Source organism: Microbacterium sp. KSW4-4, assembly GCF_023091185.1.
Classification (GTDB): Bacteria; Actinomycetota; Actinomycetes; order Actinomycetales; family Microbacteriaceae; genus Microbacterium; species Microbacterium paraoxydans.
In genome coordinates this window covers 899,781-922,326 of the sequence record NZ_JAHWXJ010000001.1, presented here as the reverse complement: position 1 = coordinate 922,326, position 22,546 = coordinate 899,781, and the positions used below count along the sequence as shown (strand labels likewise).

At 69.9% G+C, this 22,546-nt stretch carries 24 protein-coding genes; 18 read left to right on the top strand and 6 right to left on the bottom strand.

Going from position 1 to position 22,546, the window contains the following annotated elements; translation table 11 throughout:
* Window positions 1-122 precede the first annotated feature (122 nt).
* Window positions 123-1,595, top strand: coding sequence for a nuclease-related domain-containing protein (locus KZC57_RS04585; RefSeq protein WP_247641141.1), 1,473 nt, complete (start codon window positions 123-125; stop codon window positions 1,593-1,595).
* 47 nt (window positions 1,596-1,642) lie between these two features.
* Here KZC57_RS04585 and KZC57_RS04580 read toward each other — a convergent pair whose 3' ends face one another.
* Entirely contained in the window at window positions 1,643-2,116 is a 474-nt protein-coding gene (locus KZC57_RS04580; RefSeq protein WP_247641140.1) for a hypothetical protein, read from the bottom strand.
* Between the two features lie 379 nt (window positions 2,117-2,495).
* Here KZC57_RS04580 and KZC57_RS04575 point away from each other — a divergent pair, with 379 nt between their 5' ends.
* The 5 genes from KZC57_RS04575 to KZC57_RS04560 all read left to right on the top strand — a co-directional run bounded on the left by KZC57_RS04575 (window position 2,496) and on the right by KZC57_RS04560 (window position 4,592).
* Window positions 2,496-3,011 carry a hypothetical protein gene (locus tag KZC57_RS04575; RefSeq protein ID WP_247641139.1) on the top strand — a complete coding sequence of 172 codons (516 nt, stop codon included), beginning with the start codon at window positions 2,496-2,498 and terminating at the stop codon, window positions 3,009-3,011.
* Window positions 3,012-3,193: 182 nt separating this feature from the next.
* Window positions 3,194-3,328, top strand: coding sequence for a hypothetical protein (locus tag KZC57_RS16350; protein ID WP_281732474.1), 135 nt, complete (start codon window positions 3,194-3,196; stop codon window positions 3,326-3,328).
* Window position 3,329: 1 nt separating this feature from the next.
* Window positions 3,330-3,731 carry a TadE/TadG family type IV pilus assembly protein gene (locus tag KZC57_RS04570; RefSeq protein ID WP_060923092.1) on the top strand — a complete coding sequence of 134 codons (402 nt, stop codon included), beginning with the start codon at window positions 3,330-3,332 and terminating at the stop codon, window positions 3,729-3,731.
* Window positions 3,721-4,155: a TadE family protein gene (locus tag KZC57_RS04565; RefSeq protein WP_247641138.1), complete on the top strand. Its 435-nt coding sequence runs from the start codon at window positions 3,721-3,723 to the stop codon at window positions 4,153-4,155. The genes KZC57_RS04570 and KZC57_RS04565 overlap by 11 nt, the downstream gene beginning before the upstream one ends.
* Before the next feature lie 8 nt (window positions 4,156-4,163).
* Window positions 4,164-4,592 (top strand): pilus assembly protein TadG-related protein, encoded by a 429-nt coding sequence (locus tag KZC57_RS04560; RefSeq protein WP_247641137.1) that lies wholly within the window; start codon window positions 4,164-4,166, stop codon window positions 4,590-4,592.
* Between the two features lie 12 nt (window positions 4,593-4,604).
* Here KZC57_RS04560 and KZC57_RS04555 read toward each other — a convergent pair whose 3' ends face one another.
* Window positions 4,605-5,846 (bottom strand): MFS transporter, encoded by a 1,242-nt coding sequence (locus KZC57_RS04555; RefSeq protein WP_144882585.1) that lies wholly within the window; start codon window positions 5,844-5,846, stop codon window positions 4,605-4,607.
* A gap of 122 nt (window positions 5,847-5,968) precedes the next feature.
* Between KZC57_RS04555 and prfB the strand changes: the two genes are divergently transcribed.
* Window positions 5,969-7,078, top strand: a complete 1,110-nt coding sequence (gene prfB, locus KZC57_RS04550; protein ID WP_025105296.1) for a peptide chain release factor 2 — start codon at window positions 5,969-5,971, stop codon at window positions 7,076-7,078.
* A 57-nt stretch (window positions 7,079-7,135) separates the two neighbouring features.
* Here prfB and KZC57_RS04545 read toward each other — a convergent pair whose 3' ends face one another.
* The gene (locus KZC57_RS04545) at window positions 7,136-8,452 is read right to left on the bottom strand and encodes a DUF2510 domain-containing protein (RefSeq protein WP_247641136.1); all 1,317 of its coding nucleotides are present in this window, start codon (window positions 8,450-8,452) and stop codon (window positions 7,136-7,138) included.
* A 176-nt stretch (window positions 8,453-8,628) separates the two neighbouring features.
* Here KZC57_RS04545 and ftsE point away from each other — a divergent pair, with 176 nt between their 5' ends.
* The 3 genes from ftsE (at window position 8,629) to smpB (ending at window position 11,179) form a co-directional block, all read left to right on the top strand.
* Window positions 8,629-9,723 (top strand): cell division ATP-binding protein FtsE, encoded by a 1,095-nt coding sequence (gene ftsE, locus KZC57_RS04540; RefSeq protein WP_083370887.1) that lies wholly within the window; start codon window positions 8,629-8,631, stop codon window positions 9,721-9,723.
* Window positions 9,720-10,634 (top strand): permease-like cell division protein FtsX, encoded by a 915-nt coding sequence (gene ftsX / locus KZC57_RS04535; RefSeq protein ID WP_060923645.1) that lies wholly within the window; start codon window positions 9,720-9,722, stop codon window positions 10,632-10,634. Before ftsE ends, ftsX begins: the two co-directional genes overlap by 4 nt.
* 68 nt (window positions 10,635-10,702) lie before the next feature.
* Window positions 10,703-11,179 carry an SsrA-binding protein SmpB gene (gene smpB / locus KZC57_RS04530; RefSeq protein WP_050722832.1) on the top strand — a complete coding sequence of 159 codons (477 nt, stop codon included), beginning with the start codon at window positions 10,703-10,705 and terminating at the stop codon, window positions 11,177-11,179.
* 10 nt (window positions 11,180-11,189) lie between these two features.
* On the opposite strand, the gene KZC57_RS04525 is transcribed toward smpB, so the two are convergent.
* On the bottom strand, window positions 11,190-13,052 hold the full coding sequence (locus KZC57_RS04525; protein ID WP_247641135.1) for a prolyl oligopeptidase family serine peptidase: 1,863 nt from the start codon (window positions 13,050-13,052) through the stop codon (window positions 11,190-11,192).
* 184 nt (window positions 13,053-13,236) lie between these two features.
* On the opposite strand from KZC57_RS04525, the gene KZC57_RS04520 reads away from it, so the two are divergent.
* Both KZC57_RS04520 and metE read left to right on the top strand, forming a co-directional pair.
* Window positions 13,237-14,184 (top strand): methylenetetrahydrofolate reductase, encoded by a 948-nt coding sequence (locus tag KZC57_RS04520; RefSeq protein ID WP_105950152.1) that lies wholly within the window; start codon window positions 13,237-13,239, stop codon window positions 14,182-14,184.
* Between the two features lie 21 nt (window positions 14,185-14,205).
* Window positions 14,206-16,515: a 5-methyltetrahydropteroyltriglutamate--homocysteine S-methyltransferase gene (gene metE, locus KZC57_RS04515; protein ID WP_247641134.1), complete on the top strand. Its 2,310-nt coding sequence runs from the start codon at window positions 14,206-14,208 to the stop codon at window positions 16,513-16,515.
* A gap of 82 nt (window positions 16,516-16,597) precedes the next feature.
* Here the strand turns inward: metE and lexA are convergent, their stop codons facing one another.
* Window positions 16,598-17,284 (bottom strand): transcriptional repressor LexA, encoded by a 687-nt coding sequence (lexA, locus tag KZC57_RS04510; protein WP_060922521.1) that lies wholly within the window; start codon window positions 17,282-17,284, stop codon window positions 16,598-16,600.
* Window positions 17,285-17,567: 283 nt separating this feature from the next.
* On the opposite strand from lexA, the gene KZC57_RS04505 reads away from it, so the two are divergent.
* The 6 genes from KZC57_RS04505 (at window position 17,568) to KZC57_RS04480 (ending at window position 21,996) form a co-directional block, all read left to right on the top strand.
* Window positions 17,568-17,936, top strand: coding sequence for a LysM peptidoglycan-binding domain-containing protein (locus KZC57_RS04505; protein ID WP_082750078.1), 369 nt, complete (start codon window positions 17,568-17,570; stop codon window positions 17,934-17,936).
* Window positions 17,937-18,015: 79 nt separating this feature from the next.
* The gene (locus KZC57_RS04500) at window positions 18,016-19,110 is read left to right on the top strand and encodes a histidinol-phosphate transaminase (protein ID WP_276550883.1); all 1,095 of its coding nucleotides are present in this window, start codon (window positions 18,016-18,018) and stop codon (window positions 19,108-19,110) included.
* Window positions 19,107-19,724 (top strand): imidazoleglycerol-phosphate dehydratase HisB, encoded by a 618-nt coding sequence (hisB, locus tag KZC57_RS04495; RefSeq protein ID WP_060922523.1) that lies wholly within the window; start codon window positions 19,107-19,109, stop codon window positions 19,722-19,724. Before KZC57_RS04500 ends, hisB begins: the two co-directional genes overlap by 4 nt.
* The gene (hisH, locus tag KZC57_RS04490; RefSeq protein WP_060922524.1) at window positions 19,721-20,356 is read left to right on the top strand and encodes an imidazole glycerol phosphate synthase subunit HisH; all 636 of its coding nucleotides are present in this window, start codon (window positions 19,721-19,723) and stop codon (window positions 20,354-20,356) included. The genes hisB and hisH overlap by 4 nt, the downstream gene beginning before the upstream one ends.
* A 112-nt stretch (window positions 20,357-20,468) precedes the next feature.
* Entirely contained in the window at window positions 20,469-21,215 is a 747-nt protein-coding gene (gene priA / locus KZC57_RS04485) for a bifunctional 1-(5-phosphoribosyl)-5-((5-phosphoribosylamino)methylideneamino)imidazole-4-carboxamide isomerase/phosphoribosylanthranilate isomerase PriA (RefSeq protein ID WP_025105284.1), read from the top strand.
* The gene (locus KZC57_RS04480) at window positions 21,199-21,996 is read left to right on the top strand and encodes an SseB family protein (protein WP_060922525.1); all 798 of its coding nucleotides are present in this window, start codon (window positions 21,199-21,201) and stop codon (window positions 21,994-21,996) included. Before priA ends, KZC57_RS04480 begins: the two co-directional genes overlap by 17 nt.
* Window positions 21,997-22,014: 18 nt before the next feature.
* Here KZC57_RS04480 and KZC57_RS04475 read toward each other — a convergent pair whose 3' ends face one another.
* Window positions 22,015-22,413 (bottom strand): DUF1844 domain-containing protein, encoded by a 399-nt coding sequence (locus KZC57_RS04475; protein ID WP_060922526.1) that lies wholly within the window; start codon window positions 22,411-22,413, stop codon window positions 22,015-22,017.
* Between the last annotated feature and the right edge of the window lie 133 nt (window positions 22,414-22,546).

Genomic DNA, 22,546 nt, shown 5'->3' with positions numbered 1-22,546 from the left:
GCCATGGGAGGATCCATTGGGGCTACTCGCGCAGAGGACTCAATGCCCGTGGAGTTCGCATCCGACATCGGCGGTGTGGATGTCGGCGCGGGAGGGAAACTAGTCAGCTTCAAAGGATCAGCATGGCACTGTCAGCGAGCGAGCACGTGTATCGCTATGCAGACCTGCGCGCTTATTGCCGGCGCTTCGATCGCGATGCCTCGCTGCGTCTCCTCAGCGTAGTTTCTCGGGGTTGGGATGGCCGTGCGAACGACGGGTATGGCCGAGTGAAGTCCTTCCTTCCATGGGACGTAGCCGGCGTGGCCGCCCTGGTCCTACGGTGGGGCACGAGGGGCGGCCCTGCGCCGACGCTGGGTGACATAGAACGCATGTGCTGGGCGTTCTTCAATGTCGAGCACCCTGACGCCGATGAGTCGGAATCGGCTCTCGCCGCGATCCTGCGAACCATCTACTCGCAGTCTCCGTTTCAGTTTCCAGATGCGAAAATGAACTGGGCCCGGGCAGTTGCCCTGTTCCGTGACACGGCATTCCGCAGGGACTATCAGCCGGAGGTCATGAAACCCGGGTGGCAGGAAGAGCTGCTGGGCTGCTCGATTGAACAGTGGGTATCAGCAGGGTTTGCGCTCTACTCAGCCTCGCTTAGCGGGATCGTGTATCCGTTCGAGTGGACGAACGAGCTACGCGACGTGCTCGCGGGGTTGGGAGGCGCGGATGGATTCGATCGCATCGTCCGGCGAGGCTTTTCTACGACTGTGGCGGAGTATCGCGATGAGCGGCGAGCTCATATTGAGCGATTCGGCGGCACTCCGGAGCAACAGCTCCGCCGCGAACCGTTCTCGTTCAATCCGCTGTTCGTCTCGCCCTTCATCTCGGATGTCGCGGAGCACTTCGTCGCTCCATGCTTCCCTGCCATCGAAGTGCGGGCTTCCGCGCTAGGAGTGCTTCATGAAGGCACCGGTAGGTGGGGTGACGCATTCAGACGAGATGCTGGCCAGCTATTCGAGCAGTATGTCGGCCGACAACTCCGCGAGATCGAGGGTGCGCAAGTACTTCCCGAGAAAAACTTCGGTCCTAAGAAAGAGCGAGCGAAGAGTATCGACTGGTTTGTGGTGCTGCCGGATGTCGTGTTGCTAATCGAGTGCAAGGTTATGGCCCCAGACCGCTTTCTGCAGGAGGGCTTCGGCTCTGTCGAGCGGGCTCACGGACGATTAAACAAACCCATCCTTCAGATCAATCGGACCGCGCAAGCTCTGGCCCGCGGCGATGTTGATCTCGCCGCGATACCCAGAGACCGTCCGGTGGTGGCGCTGATCGTCACCTTCGGGAACTTCGTAATCGCCAACAGCCGGGACGTGCGAGAGAGACTGACCACTGCCGTTGTCCCCACTGCTTTCGTTGGCGTCGACTTCTTGGAGACGCTTGTGACCACAGATCCACTCGCGATGAGTGAGTACCTGTCCCGGGCCAAATCGCCGACCAACCGTCCCGGGGTTCTTCCTCTGGAGAGTGCGGAGCTGATTGCTGGGAGAAACCGGCTCCTCGACGATGCGTTCGAGGCCTTGCCGATTCTGTCGCTCGGTTCATTGCGCGGCTGAGGCTGTGCTCGTCGGCGGGGTCCCGGGTGGATTGCGCGCGAGGTGCGTTATCGGACGGGGCTTCCCGGGTATTGATACTCCTCCGCGTGCCCAAGCGGACTCGACCAATGCACGCGCCAGGGATCTGCCGTCAGGATCATCAGCTCTACGATGCTCCTTTGCGTCTCGTCGTCAGTCAGGACCACTTGCGCGCTACCACCTGCCCCTACGTTGCCGAGGGTGAAGAGCGTTTCGCGGCGGCCCGGAGTCGCTAGCAGGAGGGAAACCGAGTGTGCGTCGGTATGCCCGACATTGGTCAGTCGGAACACAGGTCGTTCCCGATCGTCTAGGTCGTACCCCGCTTCCCAACGCACCTCGCGGAATTCTCGTTCACGCGCATCGGCACGGGCCTGAAGATCGAGCGCCTTCTCCGCAGTTCTGTTGGCTTCGTCCGCCCGACTGTTCGCACCGCGGGCGTACAAGACGGATGCGCCGGCTGCGACTACTGCGAGCACGGCGACGACGAAGCCGGCTATCTCCATGCGAGTGATCGTAGCTCCTATGGCGGCAGCGCAGGGGCGAATCGGCTCCGAAGTCGAGCATCTGTTCGGCCTCTGAGACTTGGCTATTGCGAGCCCGCGGCGGAGTGGCTCCGGAGTCGCGTTCCCTTGTTCGGAGTACTGATGCACGTACTCCTTATCAGGCCCGGTGTTCATGCCGTCAAGGTCGAAGGTTGCGTGGGCGCTGCGCTGGCAGTTGCAGCATCGCCACTAGATTTAAACGATGGTGTGTCCGGTGTGCAGTATGGTCCTTCCCGATGTTGAACCGGGGACCATTGACTATAGGACCTGCCACCAGGCCACTTCTAAGTGGGCGAGCAGGTCTTGGGTCGGATGGTCGTTCGCGATTCCGTGCGGCGCGTTGGCGACTTTCGTCGGTTCGCAGGTGCCTTATGCTCCCTCGGCACCTTTCTCTCAGATCGGCACTGGGCTGCTTGCCTTTGTCGCCTTCATGCTGCTTCCTTTGAACTTCGCTCGTCTTGAGATGAAGCAAAAGGTCCTTGCAACGATCTACGGGGTGGCGCTGGTGTTCCTTCCTTTAGTCGTCAACGCGGGCCTTCCGACCGGTGAGTACGAGTCGGTGGGAGCTGCGGCAGCGGTGCTCTGGATGGGGCTTTCAGCTATGTGGCCGCTCGGTTTGATCGTCTTGATCATCACCTTCACTTCAAGCGTCTTTTGGGCCTGGAGACGCGCAGATCGACGGCGCTTCGGAGCGAGGCCGCATGTGTTGATAGATGAACCGAACGCTCCGCTACCCTGGGGGCTTGGCGCCCCGCTGGACGAGTCGATTGCTGATACCGCGAGAAACGAAGCTCGTGGGAGCGAGCAGCAACTAGCGCCGGGGATACCCAGCGGGCCTCGAGTTCCTTTTCGCTGATACCCAGTCGAACCGATGCTGCAGACGGCTAGCCCACGGCTTCGGGGGGGGGGTATCGACGAATACACCGATCGGCAGCGGTGTTCGCTCGCACACAGCTGCGACATCCTCGGGTGGTTCGTCATGCGACGTTCGCCCCATCGTTCATCGTGCGAATGTGCCTGGTGCACGCTGCAACACGCGTGAACACTCCAAAGAACGGTTGGGTGCTCGTCACCCTAATGACCGCGGGGCTCGTCGTACTCATCTGGGCGGTCGCCGGGCCCGCACTCACCTCCCTGTTCGAGCAGGCCATCCAGCGGGTCTCGGGGCTCTGACATGCGCGCGCCTGCGGGGGTGACCGACGACCGTGGATCGAACCCGGTGGAGTTCGTGCTCGTCGGCACCCTGCTCACCGCACTCACCCTCGCGGTGCTGCAGCTCGCGTTCGCGATCTACGTGCGCAATGTCGTCCACGACGCCGCTGTGGAGGGGGCGTACTACGCGGCTCTCGCCGACACGACAGCCGCGGAGGGGGAAGAGCGGGCGCGTGAGGTTATCCGTCGCGCGGTGGGCCCCTCCTACGCAGACGACATCACGGTGACCTCGGCGCGGCGAGCGGGACAGGAGACCGTCGAGGTCCGGATCCGGACGACGCTCCCGGTGTTCGGCCTGGTCGGCGTCCCGGCGGCCTTGCAGGTGGAGGCCCACGCACCGGCGGAGTCATTCGATGCGCGATGACGCGGGGTCGAGCTCGCTGGAGTTCATCGCCGTCGGCGTGATCATGCTCGTGCCGCTGCTGTACCTCGTGATCGCCGTGGGCTCGGTGCAGGAGCAGACGCTGGGCGTCGAGGCCGCGGCGCGGCAGGCCGCACGTGCCGTCGCCTCGGCACCCGACATCGCGGCGGCGGCCGACCGAGGGGAGGAGGTGCTGGACGGGGTCGTCGCGGAGTACGGCATCGATCCCGGTGCGGTCGACGTCGCGGTGTCGTGCCGCCCCCGGGCATCGGCCTGTCCGGCGGCGGGAGCGACGGTGGTCGTCACGGTCTCGACGCGCGTGCCGCTGCCGCTTGTGCCGGGCGTGCTCGGACTCGACCAGGCGACGTCCGTCCCTGTGGAAGCCGTGTCGGTGCAGAAGGTGTCGCGGCGATGGGGCGGGGGATGAGGGGGCGCGTGCCGGCCCTGAAGCAGCACGGAGAGGGCGACGACGACGGGAGCGTACTGCTGCTCGTGCTCGGCTACCTCCTCCTCGCGCTCGCGGTGCTGTTCGTGTGCGTCTGCGCCACCGACCTCTACATCGCCCAGAAGCGGCTGGACGGGCTCGCGGACGCGGCGGCGCTCGCCGGAGCGGACGGCTTCACGCTGCAGGTGGAGGGTGACAGCCCCCGAGCGACGCTCACCGACGCGGGGGTGGCCGAGCAGGCGGCGCCGCTCGTCCTCGGAGCGGGGTTCGAGGCGACCGTCGTCGACGCGGGCACCCCGGACGGCGTGAGCGCGCGCGTCACCGTTGCAGCGACCTGGCACCCGCCGCTGCTCTCGCCGTTCGTGCCGGACGGAGTGCCGTTGCAGGCGACGGCCACGAGCCGGACGGCGCTGCGCTGAGCGACCGGGCGCTCAGCCGTCGGCCGGGTCCGGCGTGGGCGGGGGCGTCCGGGGGACGAACCGCGGGATCCAGCGCAGGAACCCCGCGGCGCCGACGAGTCCGATCAGGCCCATGGCTCCCGCCGCGAACGAGAGGGAGGCGACCGCGGTGATGCCCGAGACGAGGAGCGGAGCGACCGCGCCGCCGGCATCGGTCAGCGTGCGCCACGACCCGAGGAACGCGGCGGGGTCGCGCTTCGGGGCGACGTCCGCGCCGAGAGTGAGGAGGATGCCGCTCGACAGACCATTGCCGACGCCGAGGACCGCGGCGAACATGCCGAACCAGAGCACCGCGGAGTCGAGGTCGTGCGTGACCGACAGGGCGAGGAACCCGGCGCCCATCAGCACCATCGCGGGCATCGCCGCCCAGAGCCGGCCGAAGCGGTCCATCACCTGGCCGCTGGCGTAGAACAGGGCGAAGTCGATGGCGCCGGAGACCCCGACGACGAGCGCGATGGTCGATGCGTCGAGGCCCAGGGAGAGCCCCCACAGCGGGAGGACGACCTGCCGTGCCGACCGCACCGCGGACAGCGAGGCCGCAGCGAGTCCGAGCCGACCGAGCACTCCGCGCTGCCGCCACATGGTCTGGAAGATCCCGGCCCGCTCGACGATGGGGATCGACCCGGTCACCGCCTCTCCGCTGTCCTCCACGAATCGATCGGTCGTCCGCAGCGGGGCGACGGTCTTCTCCGGATCCGGTCCGAAGAGCACGAGCACGACCATGACCACGAGGCAGGCGAGGAAGAACCAGATCGCCGCGGCCTCGGTACCGAAGAGCTGCAGCAGACCGGCGGAGACGAACGGGCCGATGAAGATGCCCAGACGGAAGCTGCCGCCGAGCAGGGAGAGCGAGCGGGCGCGGAACGCCAGCGGCACCCGCGTGGTCATGAACGCGTGCCGGGCGAGCCCGAACGCCGCGGCGCACAGGCCGAGAAGGAACACCGATGCCGCGAGGACCCCGAGCGACGGCGCGAACACCATGCCGACGGCAGCGAGGATGGCGATGACGCCGGCGATCACCATCGTGAACCGCTCGCCGAGGCGGCCCACGGCCCACCCGGCCGGGAGGTTGCCGCACAGCTGACCGACCACGAGCGCCGAGGCGACGAGGGCCGCGAAGGCGACGTCGGCCCCCATGGACGCGGCGATGACCGGGATGAGCGGGATGACCGCGCCCTCGCCGAGGGAGAAGAGGACGGTCGGCAAGTACACCATCGGCCCGAACTGGCGGAGGACCGTGGATGCACTGCTCACGCCCTTCACGCTACTCCCGTCGGCGCACGGCCCTGGACATGCCCGTCCCCGCGCGCGCGGGCGGCACGTTAGGCTGAGGTGTCATGCTCGAACTAGATCTCTCCGCCGAAATCCAGGCGCTCAGGCACACCTTCGGCGACATCAGCGAGGTCGTCGATGTCAACCGTCTCCGCGAGGACATCGCGCGTCTCAGCGAGGAGGCCGGCGCGCCCGACCTCTGGGACGACACCGAGAACGCCCAGAAGGTCACCAGTGCCCTGAGCCACCGCCAGTCGGAGCTCGCCCGCATCACCGGCATCGCCCAGCGCCTCGACGACCTCGAGGTCCTCGTCGACCTCGCGAACGAGATGGGAGACGAGGAGTCGGCGATCGAGGCGCGCAAGGAGCTGCAGACGCTCACCGACCTCATCAACCAGCTCGAGGTGCAGACGCTGCTCGATGGCGAGTACGACGAGCGCAGCGCCATCGTCACCATCCGCTCCGGCGCCGGCGGCGACGACGCCACCGACTTCGCCGAGATGCTCATGCGCATGTACCTGCGCTGGGCGGAGCGTCACAAGTACCCCGTGAAGGTCATGGACACCTCATACGCGGAGGGCGCGGGCATCAAGTCGGCGACCTTCGAGATCGACGCGCCCTACGCCTTCGGCACGATCTCCGTCGAGGCCGGCACGCACCGCCTCGCCCGCATCAGCCCGTTCGGCTCCGCGGACAAGCGCCAGACGTCGTTCGCCGCCGTCGAGGTCATCCCGCTCATGGAGGAGGCGACCGAGGTCGACATCCCCGAGAGCGACATCCGGGTCGACGTGTTCCGCTCCTCCGGCCCCGGTGGGCAGTCCGTCAACACGACCGACTCCGCCGTGCGCATCACGCACCTCCCGACCGGCATCGTCGTGTCGATGCAGAACGAGAAGTCGCAGATCCAGAACCGCGCTGCGGCCATGCGGGTGCTGCAGAACCGCCTCCTCCTGCTGCAGAAGGAGCAGGAGGCCGCCAAGAAGAAGGAACTCGCCGGCAACATCACCGCGAGCTGGGGCGATCAGATGCGTTCCTACTTCCTCTACGGTCAGCAGCTCGTGAAAGACCTCCGTACGGGCCAGGAGTCCGGCAACCCCGCCGCCGTGTTCGACGGCGATCTCGACGACTTCATCTCGGCGGGCATCCGCTGGCGCAAGCGCAAAGACGAGGACTGACCCCTACGACGAAGGCCCCGGGAGATCCCGGGGCCTTCGTCGTGCGGTGCGGACGGATCAGCGAGCCGACGGCTCCACGGTCACGCGCGCGACCTCCTGCAGCATCTCGTCCGTGATGACGATCACGTAGGACGAGCTCTCGGCCACGTCGAACGAGACCGTGCCCTCCGCCGTGGAACCGGCGTCCTGCTCGCTGGACTCCAGCGTCGCCTCGCCGAAGATGTCGTAGTCACCCTCGGTGCCGTCTGCGGTCTCGACGGAGAAGTAGAGCGGGTTGACGTAGGTCGTCCCGTCGAGCGTCTCCCAGGCGACGTCGATCAACAGATATCCGCCGTTCGCGGGCTCGAAGTCCGTGCCGTTGGTCGGGCCGAACGTGGCGGAACGGATGGTGACCTCGGCCGTGCCCTCGAGCTGCGGCACGGTGACCGGCTCTCCCAGCGTGCCCTCGGCGACCTCACCCGTACCCGCGTCGCCGGTGTCGTCGGTCTCCGGCGCCGGGCTCTGAGTCGTGCCCTCGTCGTAGTCGGGAAGCGTGACCGGACGCACGGTGTTCGCGACGGCCAGCACGAAGAAGATGCTCACGACGATCGCGACGATACCGCCGAGCACCGACACCCCGAGCCCGGTGATCCCCGGCCACTTGGTGCCCTTCAGGAACAGGGAGATGAGCGAGACGATGAATCCGGCCGCCAGGAGGAACCAGGCGAACGGCAGCGTCACGGGGATGAACGCGAGGAGGAGGCCCAGCGCGGCGAGCCCGAGGCCGACGAGTCCGAGCACCGAGACCTTCTTCGGCGCCGCGGGAGCCGGCGCCTGACCGGGGTACGTCCCCTGACCGGGGTACGCGCCCCGACCGGGGTACGCGCCGGGGCCGGGATACGCGCCCTGACCACCCGGCGCCTGGCCCGGGTATCCGCCCGCGCCCTGTGCACCCGGGTACGCGCCCGGTGTCGGGTATCCGCCCTGGCCCTGGTATGCGTTCTGATCGGGAGTGGCCGGCGGGACCATCGGCGCCGCACCGGGGAGGCCGTGCGCGCCGCTGGTCGGTGCGGTCCAGTCCTGTGCCGGCTCTGGCGCGACGATGAACTCGGTCGCGGGCTCGTCCGGAGCGATCTCGCGCTCAGCGGCGACGGGCTCGGGAGCGACGGTCTCCGCCGTCGCCGTCGGCTCCTGTCCCAGGGGAGCGCCGTCGTCGGTCGCCGCGGGGGTGCTCTCCGCGCCCCCGTCGTCGGTCGCCGTCGCGGTGGTGTCGTCGGTCGTCGCCGTCGCCGTCGTCGCCGTCGTCTCCGGCGCGAAGTGCTCCGTCCACTGCTGGCCGTCCCACCAGCGCAGGCGCCCGGAACCGTCGTCGTACCAGCCGGCAGGTGTCGTCATGGGGGTCCCCTCCGTGTGTGCGCTCGCGCGCGGTGGACGCGAATCGACACTCCATGTATAGCAGCGGGCGACGACCTCGGTGGGCCTGCGAGCACAGCCGAGAAGCGGAGCGGCGTCCTGCGCGGCGGGGTGTCGTGCCGGGGCCGGGCCCGTGGCGCGCTTAGGCTCGAATCGCCATGATTCGGTTCGAGAACGTCACGAAACGCTACCGCGGGACGTCGAAGCCCGCCCTGTCCGGTGTCGACTTCGAGGTGCAGCGCGGGGAGTTCGTCTTCCTGGTCGGTGCCTCCGGCTCCGGCAAATCCTCCTGTCTGCGCCTCATCCTGCGCGAGGATGTGCCCACGACCGGTCGCGTCGCCGTCCTCGGCCGCGATCTGCGGGCTCTGGCGAACCGGAAGGTGCCGTACTTCCGCCGCCACATCGGCTCGGTGTTCCAGGACTTCCGGCTGCTGCCGTCCAAGACGGTCTACCAGAACGTCGCCTTCACGCTGCAGGTCACCGGATCGTCCCGCGGCTTCATCCAGCAGGCCGTTCCCGAGGCGCTCGCGCTCGTCGGGCTCGACGGCAAGGAGAAGCGCATGCCGCACGAGCTCTCCGGCGGGGAGCAGCAGCGCGTCGCGATCGCCAGGGCGCTCGTCAACCGTCCGCAGGTGCTGCTCGCCGACGAGCCCACCGGAAACCTCGACCCCGCGACCTCCGTCGACATCATGCAGTTGCTCGCCCGGATCAACGCGGGCGGCACGACGGTGCTCATGGCCACGCACGAGGCCGGCTTCGTCGACCAGATGCGCCGCCGCGTGATCGAGCTCCGCGACGGCGAGATGGTCCGCGACGAGGTGCACGGCGGATACGGCGACACCTCGAACATCCCGCGTCTGGTGCCGGAGGAGGTCCGCGGTGCCGCGGCCGCCGCCGCTCTCACCGCCGTCCAGGAGGTGCAGCGCCAGACCGCCGACCTCTCCGTGGTCCGTGCCGCACTGGCCGAGGAGCTGGACGCCCAGCGCCGGGCCGCGGCCGCGTCTCCGGCGGTCACCAAGCCCGCCGCCGACCCGGCCCCGCAGGTGGTCGAGCCGCCGGAGCCCGCACGGGAGCCGGGCGTGGTCGAACCGCCGGATGTCGTGCCGCCGCAGCCCGCCGCCGAGCGCCCCGCGCCCGCGGGTCCGCGCACGCACCCGATCGTGATCCCGGAGGTGGACGTCGCCGAGCTCGGCGTCGCGGACCGCCTCGGGCTGTCCGACCAGGACGATGAGGAAGTGGGCCCGACCTCATGAGAATCGGCCTGATCCTGACCGAGGCCCTCGTCGGCCTGCGGCGCAACATCTCGATGGTGATCTCCGTCGTGCTCGTCACCTTCGTGTCGCTGACGTTCGTCGGCGCGGCGATCCTCATGCAGTCGCAGATCGGCGTGATGCGCGGCTACTGGGCCGAGCGCGCCCAGGTGGCGGTGTACATGTGCTCCGCGGTGTCGGAGTCGGACACCTGCGTGGACGGCGCGGCGAGCGAGGAGCAGGTCGCCGCCGTGCGCGCCCAGCTCGAGGGCGACGCGCTGTCGCCGCTCATCAGCTCCATGACCTTCGACACGAAGGAGGAGACGTACGCCAAGCTCGTCGAGCAGGTGGGGGAGGAGCAGGCCAGCGTGCTCTCGCCCGACCAGGCGTTCGAGGTCTTCTTCGTCACGATGAAGGACCCGGGCCAGTCGCAGGTGCTCGCCGAGGCGTTCAGCGGGCAGGCCGGAGTGGAACAGGTGCAGGACCAGCTCCAATACCTCGAACCGCTCTTCTCCGCGCTGACGGTGGCGACGTACATCGCCGTCGGCATCGCGGTCCTCATGCTCATCGCCGCGACGCTGCTGATCGCCACGACCATCCGCCTGTCCGCCTATGCGCGACGCAAGGAGATCGGCATCATGCGCCTCGTCGGCGCCTCGAACCGCTTCATCCAGACGCCGTTCGTCCTGGAGGGCGTGTTCGCCGCGCTCCTGGGCTCGGCCCTCGCGAGCGCGGCGGTCGTCGCCGGCATGCACTTCGGTGTGAACGGCTACCTGCGCGGGCGCGTACCGTTCATCACGACGTGGGTGACCATGCAGGACGCGATCCTCGTGGTCCCGGTCCTCGTCGGGATCGGTGTCGTGCTCGCGGCGCTGTCGGCCGGCTTCGCGATCCGACGGTGGTTGCGCACCTGATACCCTGAAAGGCTGCTCGGCCGATCCGCTGCCGAGCCGTCCACGGCACTACAGCACAGGAGATCATCATGCCCAGGGAACGCGGGGAGAAGGTCATCGCGACCAATCGTCGCGCGCGTCACGACTACAACATCGAGAAGTCGTACGAGGCGGGCATGGTGCTCACGGGCACTGAGGTGAAGTCGCTCCGTCAGGGACGCGCGAACCTCAGCGACGGGTATGCGTTCGTGAAGGGCAACGAGGTCTTCCTCGACGCCGTGCACATCCCGGAGTACTCGCAGGGGCACTGGACGAACCACTCGGCCAAGCGCATCCGCAAGCTCCTCCTGCACCGGGAGGAGATCGCGAAGCTCGCCCACGCCGTCTCCGCAGGCGGATACACGCTGATCCCGCTCAAGCTGTACTTCTCGGACGGCCGCGCCAAGGTCGAGATCGCCCTCGCGAAGGGCAAGCGCGAGTACGACAAGCGCCAGACCCTCCGCGAACGCCAGGACACCCGCGAGGCCGAGCGCGCGATGCGGCTGCGCAACCGGGTGGGGGAGTAGCCCGCCGAGGTCAGAGGCTCGGCGTGAAGCCGAACACCCGGCCGAGGAACGCGAGCTCGCGTTCCAGCGCGTCGACGATCGTCTCCGCACTGCGGAATCCATGCCCCTCGCCCGGGTACAGCACGTACTCGTGGTCGATGCCGTTCGCCGCCAGGGCGTCGCGGATGGCCTCGGACTGGGACGGCGGCACGACGCGGTCCTCCCCGCCCTGCAGCAGCAGCACCGGCACGTCGATGCGGTCGGCGTGCGTCAGCGGTGAGCGCTCGATGTACACGTGCTCGGCAGCGGGGAGCGGACCGACGAGGCCGTCGAGGTACGAGGCTTCGAAGTCATGGGTCTCGGCGGCGAGCATCCGCAGATCCGCGACGCCGTAGCGGCTGATGCCGGCGGCGAACGTCCCGCCGCGCACGAGCGCCGAGAGCACCGTCCAGCCGCCGGCCGAGCCGCCGCGGATGGCGATGCGCGCGGGGTCGGCGAGCCCGGCGTCGGCGAGCCCGCGGCCGGCAGCGATCACGTCGTCCACGTCGACGACGCCCCACTGCCCCTGCAGGCGGTCGCGGTACGCCCGGCCGTAACCGGTGGACCCGCCGTAGTTCACGTCGAGCACCCCGATTCCCCGGCTCGTGAAGAACGCGACCGAGGCGGAGGCCGCTCCCGTGACGTGGGCGGTCGGCCCGCCGTGCACGAGCACGATGTAGGGCGGGAGCTCGCCGTCGGTGCCGCGGGGCTCTCCGGGCGCGGCGGGCGGATAGGCGAAAGCGTGCACGGGGCCGTGCGCACCTTCCACGACGAGCTGCTGGGCCGCCGGCATCCACTCCTCATCGACCGGAGCGCCGCCGGTGACGGTCTCGACGGCCCCGCTGTCCACGTCGACGCACCAGATGCCGGAGGTCACGCGCGAGCCGTCGCCGCTGAGCAGGACGCGCGAGCCCGAGACGTCATCCACACTGAGATGCCCGTCGCCCGGGACCGTGATCGCGCGCGTCTCGCCGTCCGGGGACACGAGCTGCACCTCGTCGCGGCCGTCGGTGCGCACGGCCACGACGCGGCCGTCCGCCAGCGGCTGGAACCAGCGGTTGCCGAGCACCCACAGGCCGTAGCCGGTGTCCGCGTCGGACGAGGTCAGCGGGTGGGAGGCGCCGGGCTGCAGGCCGTCGAGCGCGAGATGCTGGAGCTGCCAGCGTCCCGAGGCGTCATCGGCGAACACGAGGGCGTCGTCGCCGGTCCATTCCGGCTGCAGGGCGGCGGAGGTGGGGACCCGGGTGATCGTCCCGCCGGCCGCCGATCCGATCGCGAGCGTGGCGCTCTCCCAGGGCATGCTGTCCGCCTGCCACTCGACCCAGGCGACGCGGCTGCCGTCGGGCGAGAGCGCGGGGTGGGCGAAGAAGCCGGGACCCTCGACGACCACCCGGATCGCGGAGGCGTCCTCGGCGGCTGAGCCGTCCACGGGGATCTCCACGATCGCGCGGCGGTGCGGGTCGGCCGAGAGGTCTTCCCTGACCGCCAACAGCCGGCCGCTCTGCACGCGCAGTCCGCCGTACGAAGGGCCGGCGGCGGTGAGGGGACTCGGCTCGGCATCTCGATCCATCCGGTGCACGCGCTGGTCGGCGCCGGAGACGAAGTACAGGGTGTCGCCATCGACGGTCCAGGCGCCGCCCCCGTACTCGTGCACGCGGGAGCGGGCGTTCCAGGGGGCCGGGAGGATCTCCGTGCCCGTCGAGCTGCGGATCGTCACCCTTCCGCCTTCCGCGGGCACGGACTCGGCCCACCACACCTCGTCGCCGACGAAGCGGGCCCCGTCGATGCGCGGCGCCGCTCCTGCGACGGCTGCGGCGGTGAAGGGGGAGGACCAGGAACCGAACGGTGAGGACATGCCTCGAGCCTATGGGCGGTGACACACGACGTCACACTCGTGCGGCGGGCCGAGGCCGTGTTCTAGGTTTCTGGAAACGCCCGGTCCATCCCGGGCGTGGAGCGACAGCCGAGCCCGGCACCCGCCCGCGAACGACGTGCTCTTCGTCGTGCGCGGACCCCGGCCCCTGTCCCCTGGAGAGAAGATGTCTTCCACGTTCGACACCGCTCGCGCCTCCCGCGTGCCGTTCTCGTTCGAGCTCTACCCGCCGCGCTCGGAGTCGAGCCAGGAGGCCCTGCACGAGACGGTCCGTCGCCTCGCCGCGGCCGGCCCGGAGTTCCTGTCGGTGACCTACGGCGCCGGCGGCTCGACCGGTGGCCGCTCGCTCGATGTGCTGCGCTTCATCCGCGAGCACACCGACGTCGAACCCCTCGCTCATCTCACGTGCGTCGGCAACACCTACGCCGGAGCCACCGCGCTCATCCGGGAGTTCCTCGACGCCGGGATCCTCCGCTTCCTCGCCCTGCGCGGAGATCCGCCCGCGGGACAGAGCGAGCCCTTCCTGGGCGACCTGGAGAGCGCCGCCCAGCTCGTGCAGCTCATCGATCGCGTCCAGGCCGAACGCGCGCCGTATCAGGAGTCTCCGGTCCCCGGTCTCCCCGGAGCCGCGCTCGTGGCCCCCCGGCAGAAGGTCGACATCGCGGTCGCCGCCTTCCCGAAGGGGCACCCCCGGGCCACGCACCGCACGCAGGATGTCGAGGCGCTGCTCGCCAAGCAGGCCGCGGGCGCGACCTTCGCCATCACGCAGCTCTTCTTCCACCCCGATGACTACCTCGCCTTCGTGGAGCGCGCCCGCGCCGGAGGTGTCACCATCCCGATCCTCCCCGGCATCATGCCGATCACGTCGCCGACCCGGCTGGCCCGGGTGCTGGAGCTGACCGGGGAGGACCTGCCCAGCGAGCTCTCGATCGCCCTCGATGTCGAGCCGACCGCCGAAGGGCGCCGGGAGATCGGGATCTCCTGGGCCGCGCGCCTCGCCGCCGACGTCGTCGCGGGCGGGGCCCCCGGCGTGCATCTGTACGCGTTCAACCAGCACGAGACCGTCCTGACCGTCCTCGCCGAAGCCGGCATCGTCCCGGCGCTCCGGCATTAGTCCCCGCCGAAAGGAAACACCATGACCGCATTCCCCGAGGGCACCATCCTCGGCTACCCCCGCATCGGCCGTCGCCGCGAGCTCAAGAAGGCCGTCGAGGCGTTCTGGGCCGGGCGCATCGACGAGCAGGAGCTGGAGCGGACGGCCGCGGAGTTGCGCGCGACGACCCGCGAGCGCCTGGCGGGGCTCGGCCTCGGCCGCGCGGACTCGTCCATCCCCGAGTCCTTCTCCTTCTACGACCAGGTCCTCGACGCCGCCGTCACGGTCGGCGCGATCCCCGCCCGCTTCGACGACCTCCGCGAGGCCGACGGGTCGATCGGCCTCTCCGCCCTGTTCACCGTCGCCCGCGGTGAGGGCGAGCGGGCGCCGCTGGAGATGACGAAGTGGTTCGACTCGAACTACCACTACCTCGTTCCGGAGATCGGTCCGGAGACGGTGTTCTCCCTCGCCAGCGACCGCCTGGTGCGCGAGGTCGCCGAGGCGGTCGCCGCCGGCTTCGTCACGCGTCCCGTGGTCGTCGGGCCGGTCACGCTGCTGGCGCTCGCGAAGGCCTCCGACGACGCGCCGGAGGGCTTCGAGCCGCTCTCGCGGCTGGATGACGTCCTGCCGGTCTATGTCGACCTGCTCGCCCGTCTGCGCGCCGCGGGCGCCGAGTGGGTGCAGCTCGACGAGCCCGCCCTCGTGAGCGAGTCCCTGCCGGCCACCACCGCGCAGCTCGCCTCCGCCGCGGAGCGCGCGCTCGCGGTGCTCGGGAACGCCGAAGAGCGTCCCTCGATCCTCGTCGCGGCCCCGTACGCGAGCCTCGGCGCGACGTTCGCGACCGTGGCCGCCGCCCCCGTCGAGGCCATCGCCGTGGATCTCGTGCGCGGCACCGTGCCCGACGCGGTGCCGGGCCTCGAGGGCAAGACCCTCGTCGGCGGTGTGATCGACGGTCACAACATCTGGCGTGGCGACCTCTCCGCAGCGTTCGACTCTCTGCAGGCGCTCCGCGCGCTCGGGGTCCCGGTGTCGGCCTCGACTTCGACCTCGCTGCTGCACGTGCCGCACGACGTGGAGGACGAGACGGCGCTGGACGCGCGCCTGGTGTCCTGGCTCGCCTTCGCGGATCAGAAGGTGCAGCAGGTCGTCACCCTCGCCCGCGGCCTGTCCGAAGGGCGCACGGCGATCGCGGCCGAGCTGGACGCGGCGACCGCTGCGCTGCAGGACCGCCTGACCGCTCCCGGTGTGCGCGACGGTGCGGTGCGTTCTCGCGCGCTGAGCGACGCCGACTTCGCCCGGGCCCCGTACCAGGAGCGGGAGGAGGCGCAGAACGCCCTCGGCCTGCCGGCGCTGCCCCTGACGACGATCGGCTCCTTCCCGCAGACCGGCGACATCCGCCGCGCCCGCGCGCAGTTCCTCCGCGGCGAGATCCCCGAGGACGACTACGAGGAGTTCCTGCGCCGTGAGGTCGCCGCGGTCGTCTCCCTGCAGGAGGACCTCGGTCTCGACGTCCTCGTGCACGGCGAGCCGGAGCGCAACGACATGGTGCAGTACTTCGCTGAGCACCTCGACGGCTTCGCGGTCACGCAGCACGGCTGGGTGCAGTCGTACGGCTCGCGAGCGACGCGTCCATCGATCCTCTGGGGCGATGTCTCGCGTCCCGCGCCCATCACGGTCGCTTGGTCGGCGTACGCCCAGTCGCTCACGGCGAAGCACATGAAGGGGATGCTCACGGGCCCCGTCACGATCCTCGCGTGGTCCTTCGTCCGCGACGACCAGCCGCTGAGGGAGACGGCGAACCAGGTGGCGCTGGCGCTGCGCGATGAGATCGCCGATCTGGAGGCCGCGGGCATCCAGGTGATCCAGGTCGACGAGCCGGCGCTCCGGGAGCTGCTCCCGTTGAAGCAGGCCGACCAGCCGGCGTACCTCGACTGGTCTGTCGCCTCGTTCCGTCTGGCCACGGGCGGGGCTGCGGCGGCGACCCAGGTGCACACCCACCTCTGTTACTCGGAGTTCGGCGTGGTGATCGACGCGATCCGTGCGCTCGACGCGGACGTCACGTCCATCGAGGCGGCCCGGAGCCGCATGGAGGTCGTCGCGGACATCGCCGAGGTGGGCTTCGACCACGGCATCGGCCCCGGCGTGTACGACATCCACTCGCCGCGCGTGCCCACCGTGGAGGAGGTCGAGTCCCTGCTGCGGCGTGCGGTGGAGGAGATCCCTCTCCGTCAGCTCTGGGTGAACCCGGACTGCGGTCTGAAGACCCGCGGCTACGCCGAGACCACGGCGTCGCTGCGGAACATCGTCGAGGCCACGCGGCGCGTGCGCGAAGACGTGGTGGTCACCGCCTGACGCGGTCGTCCCCGGACACACGAAGGCCCTCCCGGTGCGACCGGGAGGGCCATCGTTCTCGTCTCACCGACGATGCGGTGCCTCAGACGGCGCGCATGACCGCGACGACCTTGCCGAGCACGACCGCCTCGTCGCCCAGGATCGGCTCGAACGCGGAGTTGCGGGGGAGCAGCCACGTGTGGCCGTCGCGACGCCGGAGCACCTTGACGGTCGCCTCGCCGTCGAGCATGGCGGCCACGATCTCGCCGTTCTCCGCCGTGTTCTGCGAGCGCACGACGACCCAGTCGCCGTCGCAGATGGCGGCGTCGATCATCGACTCCCCGGACACCTTGAGCATGAAGAGGTCGCCCTTGCCGACGAGCTGCCGGGGGAGCGGGAAGATCTCTTCGACCTGCTGGTCCGCCGTGATCGGCACGCCCGCGGCGATCCGCCCGACCAGCGGCACGAGTGCAGCATCGCCGACAGGAGTCACCACATCCGCCGGGTTCTCCGCGCCGGTACCGGGGAGGTCGATGAGGACCTCCATCGCGCGAGTCTTGCCCGGGTCGCGCCGCAGGTAGCCGCTGAGCTCGAGCTGGCCGAGCTGGTGGGTGACGCTGGACAGCGACTTGAGCCCGACGGCGTCGCCGATCTCGCGCATGCTCGGCGGATAGCCGTTCTGTGCGATCGAGGCCTGGATGACCTCGAGGATCGCCATCTGCTTCGGGCTGAGGTTCTTGCGACGACGGGTGCGCGGCGCCTCGGACTCGAGGGCTGAGGTGTCGCTCATGGTGCTCCTTCACTGCGTGATCCGACGTGCCGCTTCGAATGTCGGTGGCCCGTGGTGGGGTGTCCTTATCGAAACCGTATCCGAGAAACGTGCCGATCTGGAAGATCTGTTCGAGCGTGTCGGGCGATTCGCGGGGCATGGTTTCGAAGAAAGCTTGACAGATGTTCGAACTCGAAGATATCTTCGGAACGTAGCTTCGCATCCACGGCTCCCGGCCGAGGCGCGGATGCGAAAGCTACGCCAACCTCCCCGGGCTCCGGCGCCGGGACAGTAAGGAGCAGACATGAGCAGCATGAGCCTCAGCACCGCGACCGCCCTTCCGGCATCGGCCCGTCCGGCCACCCGGCTGCGGATCACGGCCCGCGGCCGCCGCACCCTGCTCGCGCTCGCCTCCGTCCCGCTCGCTGCGGGTATCGCCTTCGCCGCCATCGGTGGGGGCAGCGCGATCGCCTCCGGTGTAGACGCACCGGCCGTCTCCGTCGAGACCGTCACGGTCATGCCCGGTGACACGCTCTGGTCGATCGCGAGCAGCATCGCTCCCGCCGCCGACCCGCGGGATGTCATCGGCGAGATCAGCCGGATGAACCTCCTGCGCGGCGGTGAGCTCCAGGTCGGCCAGGAGCTCGCGCTCCCGGCACGGTACACCGACTGACGCGGAGTCCGAGGTCCTGCCTCCGATCCCTGACGATCCGATCGTCACGATGACCTCGGCCCTCCGTGCTCCTCTTAAGATGGGAAGGGTGACCTTCTCCCTCAACGATCTCCCGCTCCGCGACGATCTGCGCGGACTCACCCCGTACGGCGCACCTCAGGCCCCGCTGCCGGTCGCCCTCAACGTCAACGAGAACACGCATCCTGTTCCCGACGAGGTCGCCAGCGACATCCTCGACGACATCGCGGTGGCGATCCGAGACGTGAACCGGTACCCGGACCGTGAGTTCACCACGCTGCGGGAGGCGTTCGCCGACTACCTGGGGCACGGCCTCACGTCGGAGCAGATCTGGGCGGGCAACGGATCCAACGAGGTGCTGCAGCACATCTTCCAGGCCTTCGGCGGACCGGGGCGCACGGCCTTCGGCTTCGGCCCCACGTACTCGATGTACCCGCTCATCGCGAAGGGGACCGGTGCGTCCTGGATCGCCGGCACCCGTCAGCCCGACTACACGGTCACCCCGGAGGAGGCGGCGGAGCAGGTGCGCGCGGCCGACCCCGACATCGTGATCCTCTGCTCGCCGAACAACCCGACCGGCACCCCGCTGGGGCTCGACGTGGTGGAGGCCGTCTACGAGGCGGCCCGCGGCGTCGTGATCGTCGACGAGGCTTACCAGGAGTTCGCGCCACGGGATGCGGCGTCGGCCCTCACCCTCCTGGAAGGACGGCCGCGGCTCGCCGTCTCCCGCACCATGAGCAAGGCCTTTGCCTTCGCCGGTGCCCGCGTCGGCTACCTCGCGGCCGATCCGGCGTTCATCGACGCGCTCCGGCTCGTGCGACTGCCGTACCACCTGAGCGCTCTGACGCAGGCCGCCGCGGTCGCCGCCCTCCGCAACGCCGACGTCATGCTCGGCATGGTGCAGGAGATCGTGGAGCAGCGTGACCGCATCACGGCGACGCTCGAAGCCCTCGGATACACCCCGCACCTCTCGTGGTCCAACTTCGTGCTGTTCGGCGGCGTCGCGGATCCGCGGGCGACGTGGCAGCAGCTGTACGACCGCGGGGTGCTCGTCCGCGACGTCGGCATCCCCGGCCACCTGCGCGTCAGCGCCGGCACCGAGGCGGAGACGACGGCGTTCCTGGACGCCCTGGCCTCGATAGGATCGGCATCATGACCATCCCCGCGCCCACCGCACGCACCGCGAGCCGCGTGCGCAGCACGTCGGAGTCCACCGTCGAGGTCGAGCTGAACCTCGACGGCACCGGTGCGAGCCGCATCGACACCTCGGTGCCGTTCTTCGACCACATGCTCACGGCGTTCGCCAAGCACTCGCTGACGGATCTCACCGTGCGGGCCTCCGGGGACACCCACATCGACGCCCACCACACCGTGGAGGACGTCTCGATCGTGCTCGGCCAGGCGATCCTGGCAGCCCTCGGAGACAAGTCCGGCATCTCCCGGTACGGCGACGCCCTCGTCCCGCTGGACGAGGCCCTGGCGCAGGCCGTCGTCGACATCTCCGGTCGCCCCTACCTCGTGCACGAGGGGGAGCCGGCCGGCTTCGAGCACCACCTGATCGGCGGGCACTTCACGGGATCACTCGTGCGGCACGTCTTCGAGGCCATCACCTTCAACGCCGCGCTGACCGTGCACGTCCGGGTGCTGGGCGGGCGCGACCCGCACCACATCGCCGAGGCCGAGTTCAAGGCATTCGCGCGGGCGTTCCGTCAGGCGAAGGCGCTGGATCCCCTCGTCGACGGCATCCCGTCCACCAAGGGAGCCTTGTGAGCGCCGCGCCCCGGGTCGCCGTCTTCGACTACGAGTCCGGCAACGTCCACTCCGCGGTCAAGGCCCTCGTCGCCGCGGGAGCCGACGCCGTCCTCACGCGCGACCGCGCCGAGGCGCTCGAGGCGGACGGGTTCGTCGTGCCCGGTGTCGGGGCCTTCCAGGCGGTGCGGGACGCTCTGCACGCCCACGGCGGCGACGAGATCATCGGCCGTCGTCTCGCGGGCGGCCGACCGGTGCTCGGCATCTGCGTCGGCATGCAGGTGCTCTTCGAGCACGGCGTCGAGCGGGGGCACGACACCGCGGGCCTCGGCGAGTGGCCGGGCGCCGTGACGGAACTCAACGCGCCCGTGCTGCCGCACATGGGCTGGAACACCGTCGAGCCGGGGAAGGACACCGTCCTGTTCCGCGGGATCGAGCAGGAGCGCTTCTACTTCGTGCACTCCTATGCGGCGCAGTCCTGGGAGCTCGACGTGATCCCGCCGTTCCCGCAGCCCGTGCTGACCTGGGCGGAGTACGGCGGCCCCTTCCTCGCGGCCGTCGAGAACGGCCCGCTCTCGGCGACGCAGTTCCACCCGGAGAAGTCCGGGGACGCCGGCATCCGGCTGCTCCGGAACTGGGTGCAGAGCCTCTGACCCCGAGCCGCGTCGGCGCCCGGCGTCACGCGGTTTGTCCCGCGCCCCGCGGCGGACTACCCTCGTCTCTCGTGCCCGCTCGGGCCGCAGACCCACCCGAACCAAGGACCCCATGAACGACTTCGCGCAGTCCCCCTCGCTCACGCTCCTTCCCGCGGTCGACGTCGCCGGCGGCAAGGCGGTCCGTCTCACCCAGGGGGAGGCCGGGACCGAGACGAGCTACGGCGACCCGCTCGACGCGGCAGGGGAGTGGGTCTCGCAGGGAGCCTCCTGGATCCACCTCGTCGATCTGGACGCGGCGTTCGGTCGCGGGAGCAACGCGCCGATCCTGCGCAAGGTCATCAAGCAGTTCAAGAACGTCAATGTCGAGCTCTCCGGCGGCATCCGGGACGACGCGAGCCTGGAAGCCGCGCTGGAGAGCGGTGCCGCGCGCATCAACCTCGGCACCGCCGCGCTGGAGAACCCGGAGTGGGCGGCCGACGTGATCAGCCGGTTCGGGGAGGCGATCGCCGTCGGCCTCGACGTCCGTGGCACGACGCTCGCCGCGCGGGGCTGGACGAAGGAGGGCGGCGACCTCTGGGAGGTGCTCGAGCGCCTCGAGGACGCCGGCTGCAGCCGCTACGTCGTCACCGATGTGACCAAGGACGGCACGCTGCGCGGTCCGAACCTCGAGCTCCTGCGCGAGGTGACCTCGCGCACGCCGAAGCCGGTCGTCGCGTCCGGCGGCATCTCGAACCTCGACGACATCGCCGCGCTGCGCGACCTCGTGCCCCTGGGCGTCGAGGGGGCCATCGTCGGCAAGGCTCTGTACGCGGGCGCCTTCACGCTCGCGGAGGCCCTGGATGTCGCCGGAGACTGACCCCCACGCCTGCGGCCCCGAGTCGCACAACCGGGCCGATTCCGCCGGCGTCCCCTGGGAGGGCCGCAGCTTCGAGTCGAACCCGCATGCGGCGGACGACGGCTCGGCGGACCCGGCTCTCCTCGCGGCGCTGCACCGCTTCCGTGCGGGCGAGGGGAGCCAGGCCGAGGTCGTCGACGCGTTCCGCTCCGCCCGGGTCCTCGTGCCCCTGATCGCGGAGAAGGGCGAGGAGGGGGTGGCGCCCAGCGGTCTCGCGGTGGACAAGACGCAGGAGCTCTCGATCGTCACCGTGGCCGCCCCGGACGGGCGCCGCGTCCAGCCAGTGTTCTCGTCGGTCGAGACGATGCAGCGCTGGGATCCGTCGGCACGCCCCATCCCGGTCGAGGCCGTCCGCGCGGCCCTGGCCGCGTCGTCGGAGGACACCGATCTCATCGTGCTGGACCCCACGTCCGACACCGAGTTCGTGATCCGCCGCCCCGCCGTCTGGGCCGTGGCGCAGGGACACGCGTGGGAGCCGAGCTTCCTCTCTCCCGAGGTCGTCACCGCCCTTCGGGAGAGCATCGCCCACGAGCTCGCCGTGATCGACGTCGCGGTCGCGCCGGGAGACCCGGACGCCCGGCTCCGCGGACCCGAGCTCATCGTCGTGCTGGAGCTCGTCGACGGCTTGGAGCGCGAGGTCCTGGATGCCGTGCTCGGACGACTCGCTCAGCGCTGGGCCGCGGACGACCGCATCGCCGTCCTCGCCGACTCGCTGACGGTCAAGCTCCGCCGCAGCATCTGAGGCGGAGCTTCGGCCGGATCAGGTGACGGGACCGGTCCACTTCTCGCCCGGGCCCTTGCCGATCGGGTCGGGGATGGTCGAGGCCTCGCGGAAGGCGAGCTGCAGCGACCGGAGGCCGTCGCGCAACGAGCGGGCGTGCATGTCGCTGATCTCAGGGGCGCCGGCGGTGATGAGCCCTGCCAGGGCGTTGATGAGCTTCCGTGCCTCATCGAGGTCGAGCTGGGCCGCGGCTTCGGGGTCGTCCGCCAGGCCGAGCTTCACGGCCGCGGCGCTCATGAGGTGCACGGCGGCGGTCGTGATCACCTCGACGGCGGGGACGTCGGCGATGTCACGGACGGCCGAGGAGGCTGCCTCCTCCTGCCGAGCCCATCGCTCCTCGCGCTCGCGGGCCGCCTCGTCCGATGCCTGGTTCGTCACTTCGCCTTGCTTTCTGTTAGACTTTGGCGGGCTCCGGAGCGTCATGCTCCGGAACGAAAGAGGATTCACTTCCCACCCGCGCTTGCCGTTCCAGGCTACCGGGTCTTGCGCTCCGCCGGCTCCGCTCGTCACG

Bases quoted from the DNA above. Each gene is read 5' to 3' on its own strand.
- KZC57_RS04520 (WP_105950152.1), top strand. From the start codon at position 13,237: ATGTCTTCCACGTTCGACACCGCTCGCGCCTCCCGCGTGCCGTTCTCG.
- KZC57_RS04580 (WP_247641140.1), bottom strand. From the start codon at position 2,116: ATGGAGATAGCCGGCTTCGTCGTCGCCGTGCTCGCAGTAGTCGCAGCC.
- KZC57_RS04555 (WP_144882585.1), bottom strand. From the start codon at position 5,846: ATGGTGTACTTGCCGACCGTCCTCTTCTCCCTCGGCGAGGGCGCGGTC.
- KZC57_RS04565 (WP_247641138.1), top strand. From the start codon at position 3,721: ATGCGCGATGACGCGGGGTCGAGCTCGCTGGAGTTCATCGCCGTCGGC.
- KZC57_RS04505 (WP_082750078.1), top strand. From the start codon at position 17,568: ATGAGCAGCATGAGCCTCAGCACCGCGACCGCCCTTCCGGCATCGGCC.
- priA (WP_025105284.1), top strand. From the start codon at position 20,469: ATGAACGACTTCGCGCAGTCCCCCTCGCTCACGCTCCTTCCCGCGGTC.
- KZC57_RS04525 (WP_247641135.1), bottom strand. From the start codon at position 13,052: ATGTCCTCACCGTTCGGTTCCTGGTCCTCCCCCTTCACCGCCGCAGCC.
- KZC57_RS04500 (WP_276550883.1), top strand. From the start codon at position 18,016: ATGGGAAGGGTGACCTTCTCCCTCAACGATCTCCCGCTCCGCGACGAT.
- smpB (WP_050722832.1), top strand. From the start codon at position 10,703: ATGCCCAGGGAACGCGGGGAGAAGGTCATCGCGACCAATCGTCGCGCG.
- KZC57_RS04585 (WP_247641141.1), top strand. From the start codon at position 123: ATGGCACTGTCAGCGAGCGAGCACGTGTATCGCTATGCAGACCTGCGC.
- ftsX (WP_060923645.1), top strand. From the start codon at position 9,720: ATGAGAATCGGCCTGATCCTGACCGAGGCCCTCGTCGGCCTGCGGCGC.
- KZC57_RS04480 (WP_060922525.1), top strand. From the start codon at position 21,199: ATGTCGCCGGAGACTGACCCCCACGCCTGCGGCCCCGAGTCGCACAAC.
- KZC57_RS04545 (WP_247641136.1), bottom strand. From the start codon at position 8,452: ATGACGACACCTGCCGGCTGGTACGACGACGGTTCCGGGCGCCTGCGC.
- prfB (WP_025105296.1), top strand. From the start codon at position 5,969: ATGCTCGAACTAGATCTCTCCGCCGAAATCCAGGCGCTCAGGCACACC.
- ftsE (WP_083370887.1), top strand. From the start codon at position 8,629: ATGATTCGGTTCGAGAACGTCACGAAACGCTACCGCGGGACGTCGAAG.
- KZC57_RS04570 (WP_060923092.1), top strand. From the start codon at position 3,330: ATGCGCGCGCCTGCGGGGGTGACCGACGACCGTGGATCGAACCCGGTG.
- lexA (WP_060922521.1), bottom strand. From the start codon at position 17,284: ATGAGCGACACCTCAGCCCTCGAGTCCGAGGCGCCGCGCACCCGTCGT.
- metE (WP_247641134.1), top strand. From the start codon at position 14,206: ATGACCGCATTCCCCGAGGGCACCATCCTCGGCTACCCCCGCATCGGC.
- hisB (WP_060922523.1), top strand. From the start codon at position 19,107: ATGACCATCCCCGCGCCCACCGCACGCACCGCGAGCCGCGTGCGCAGC.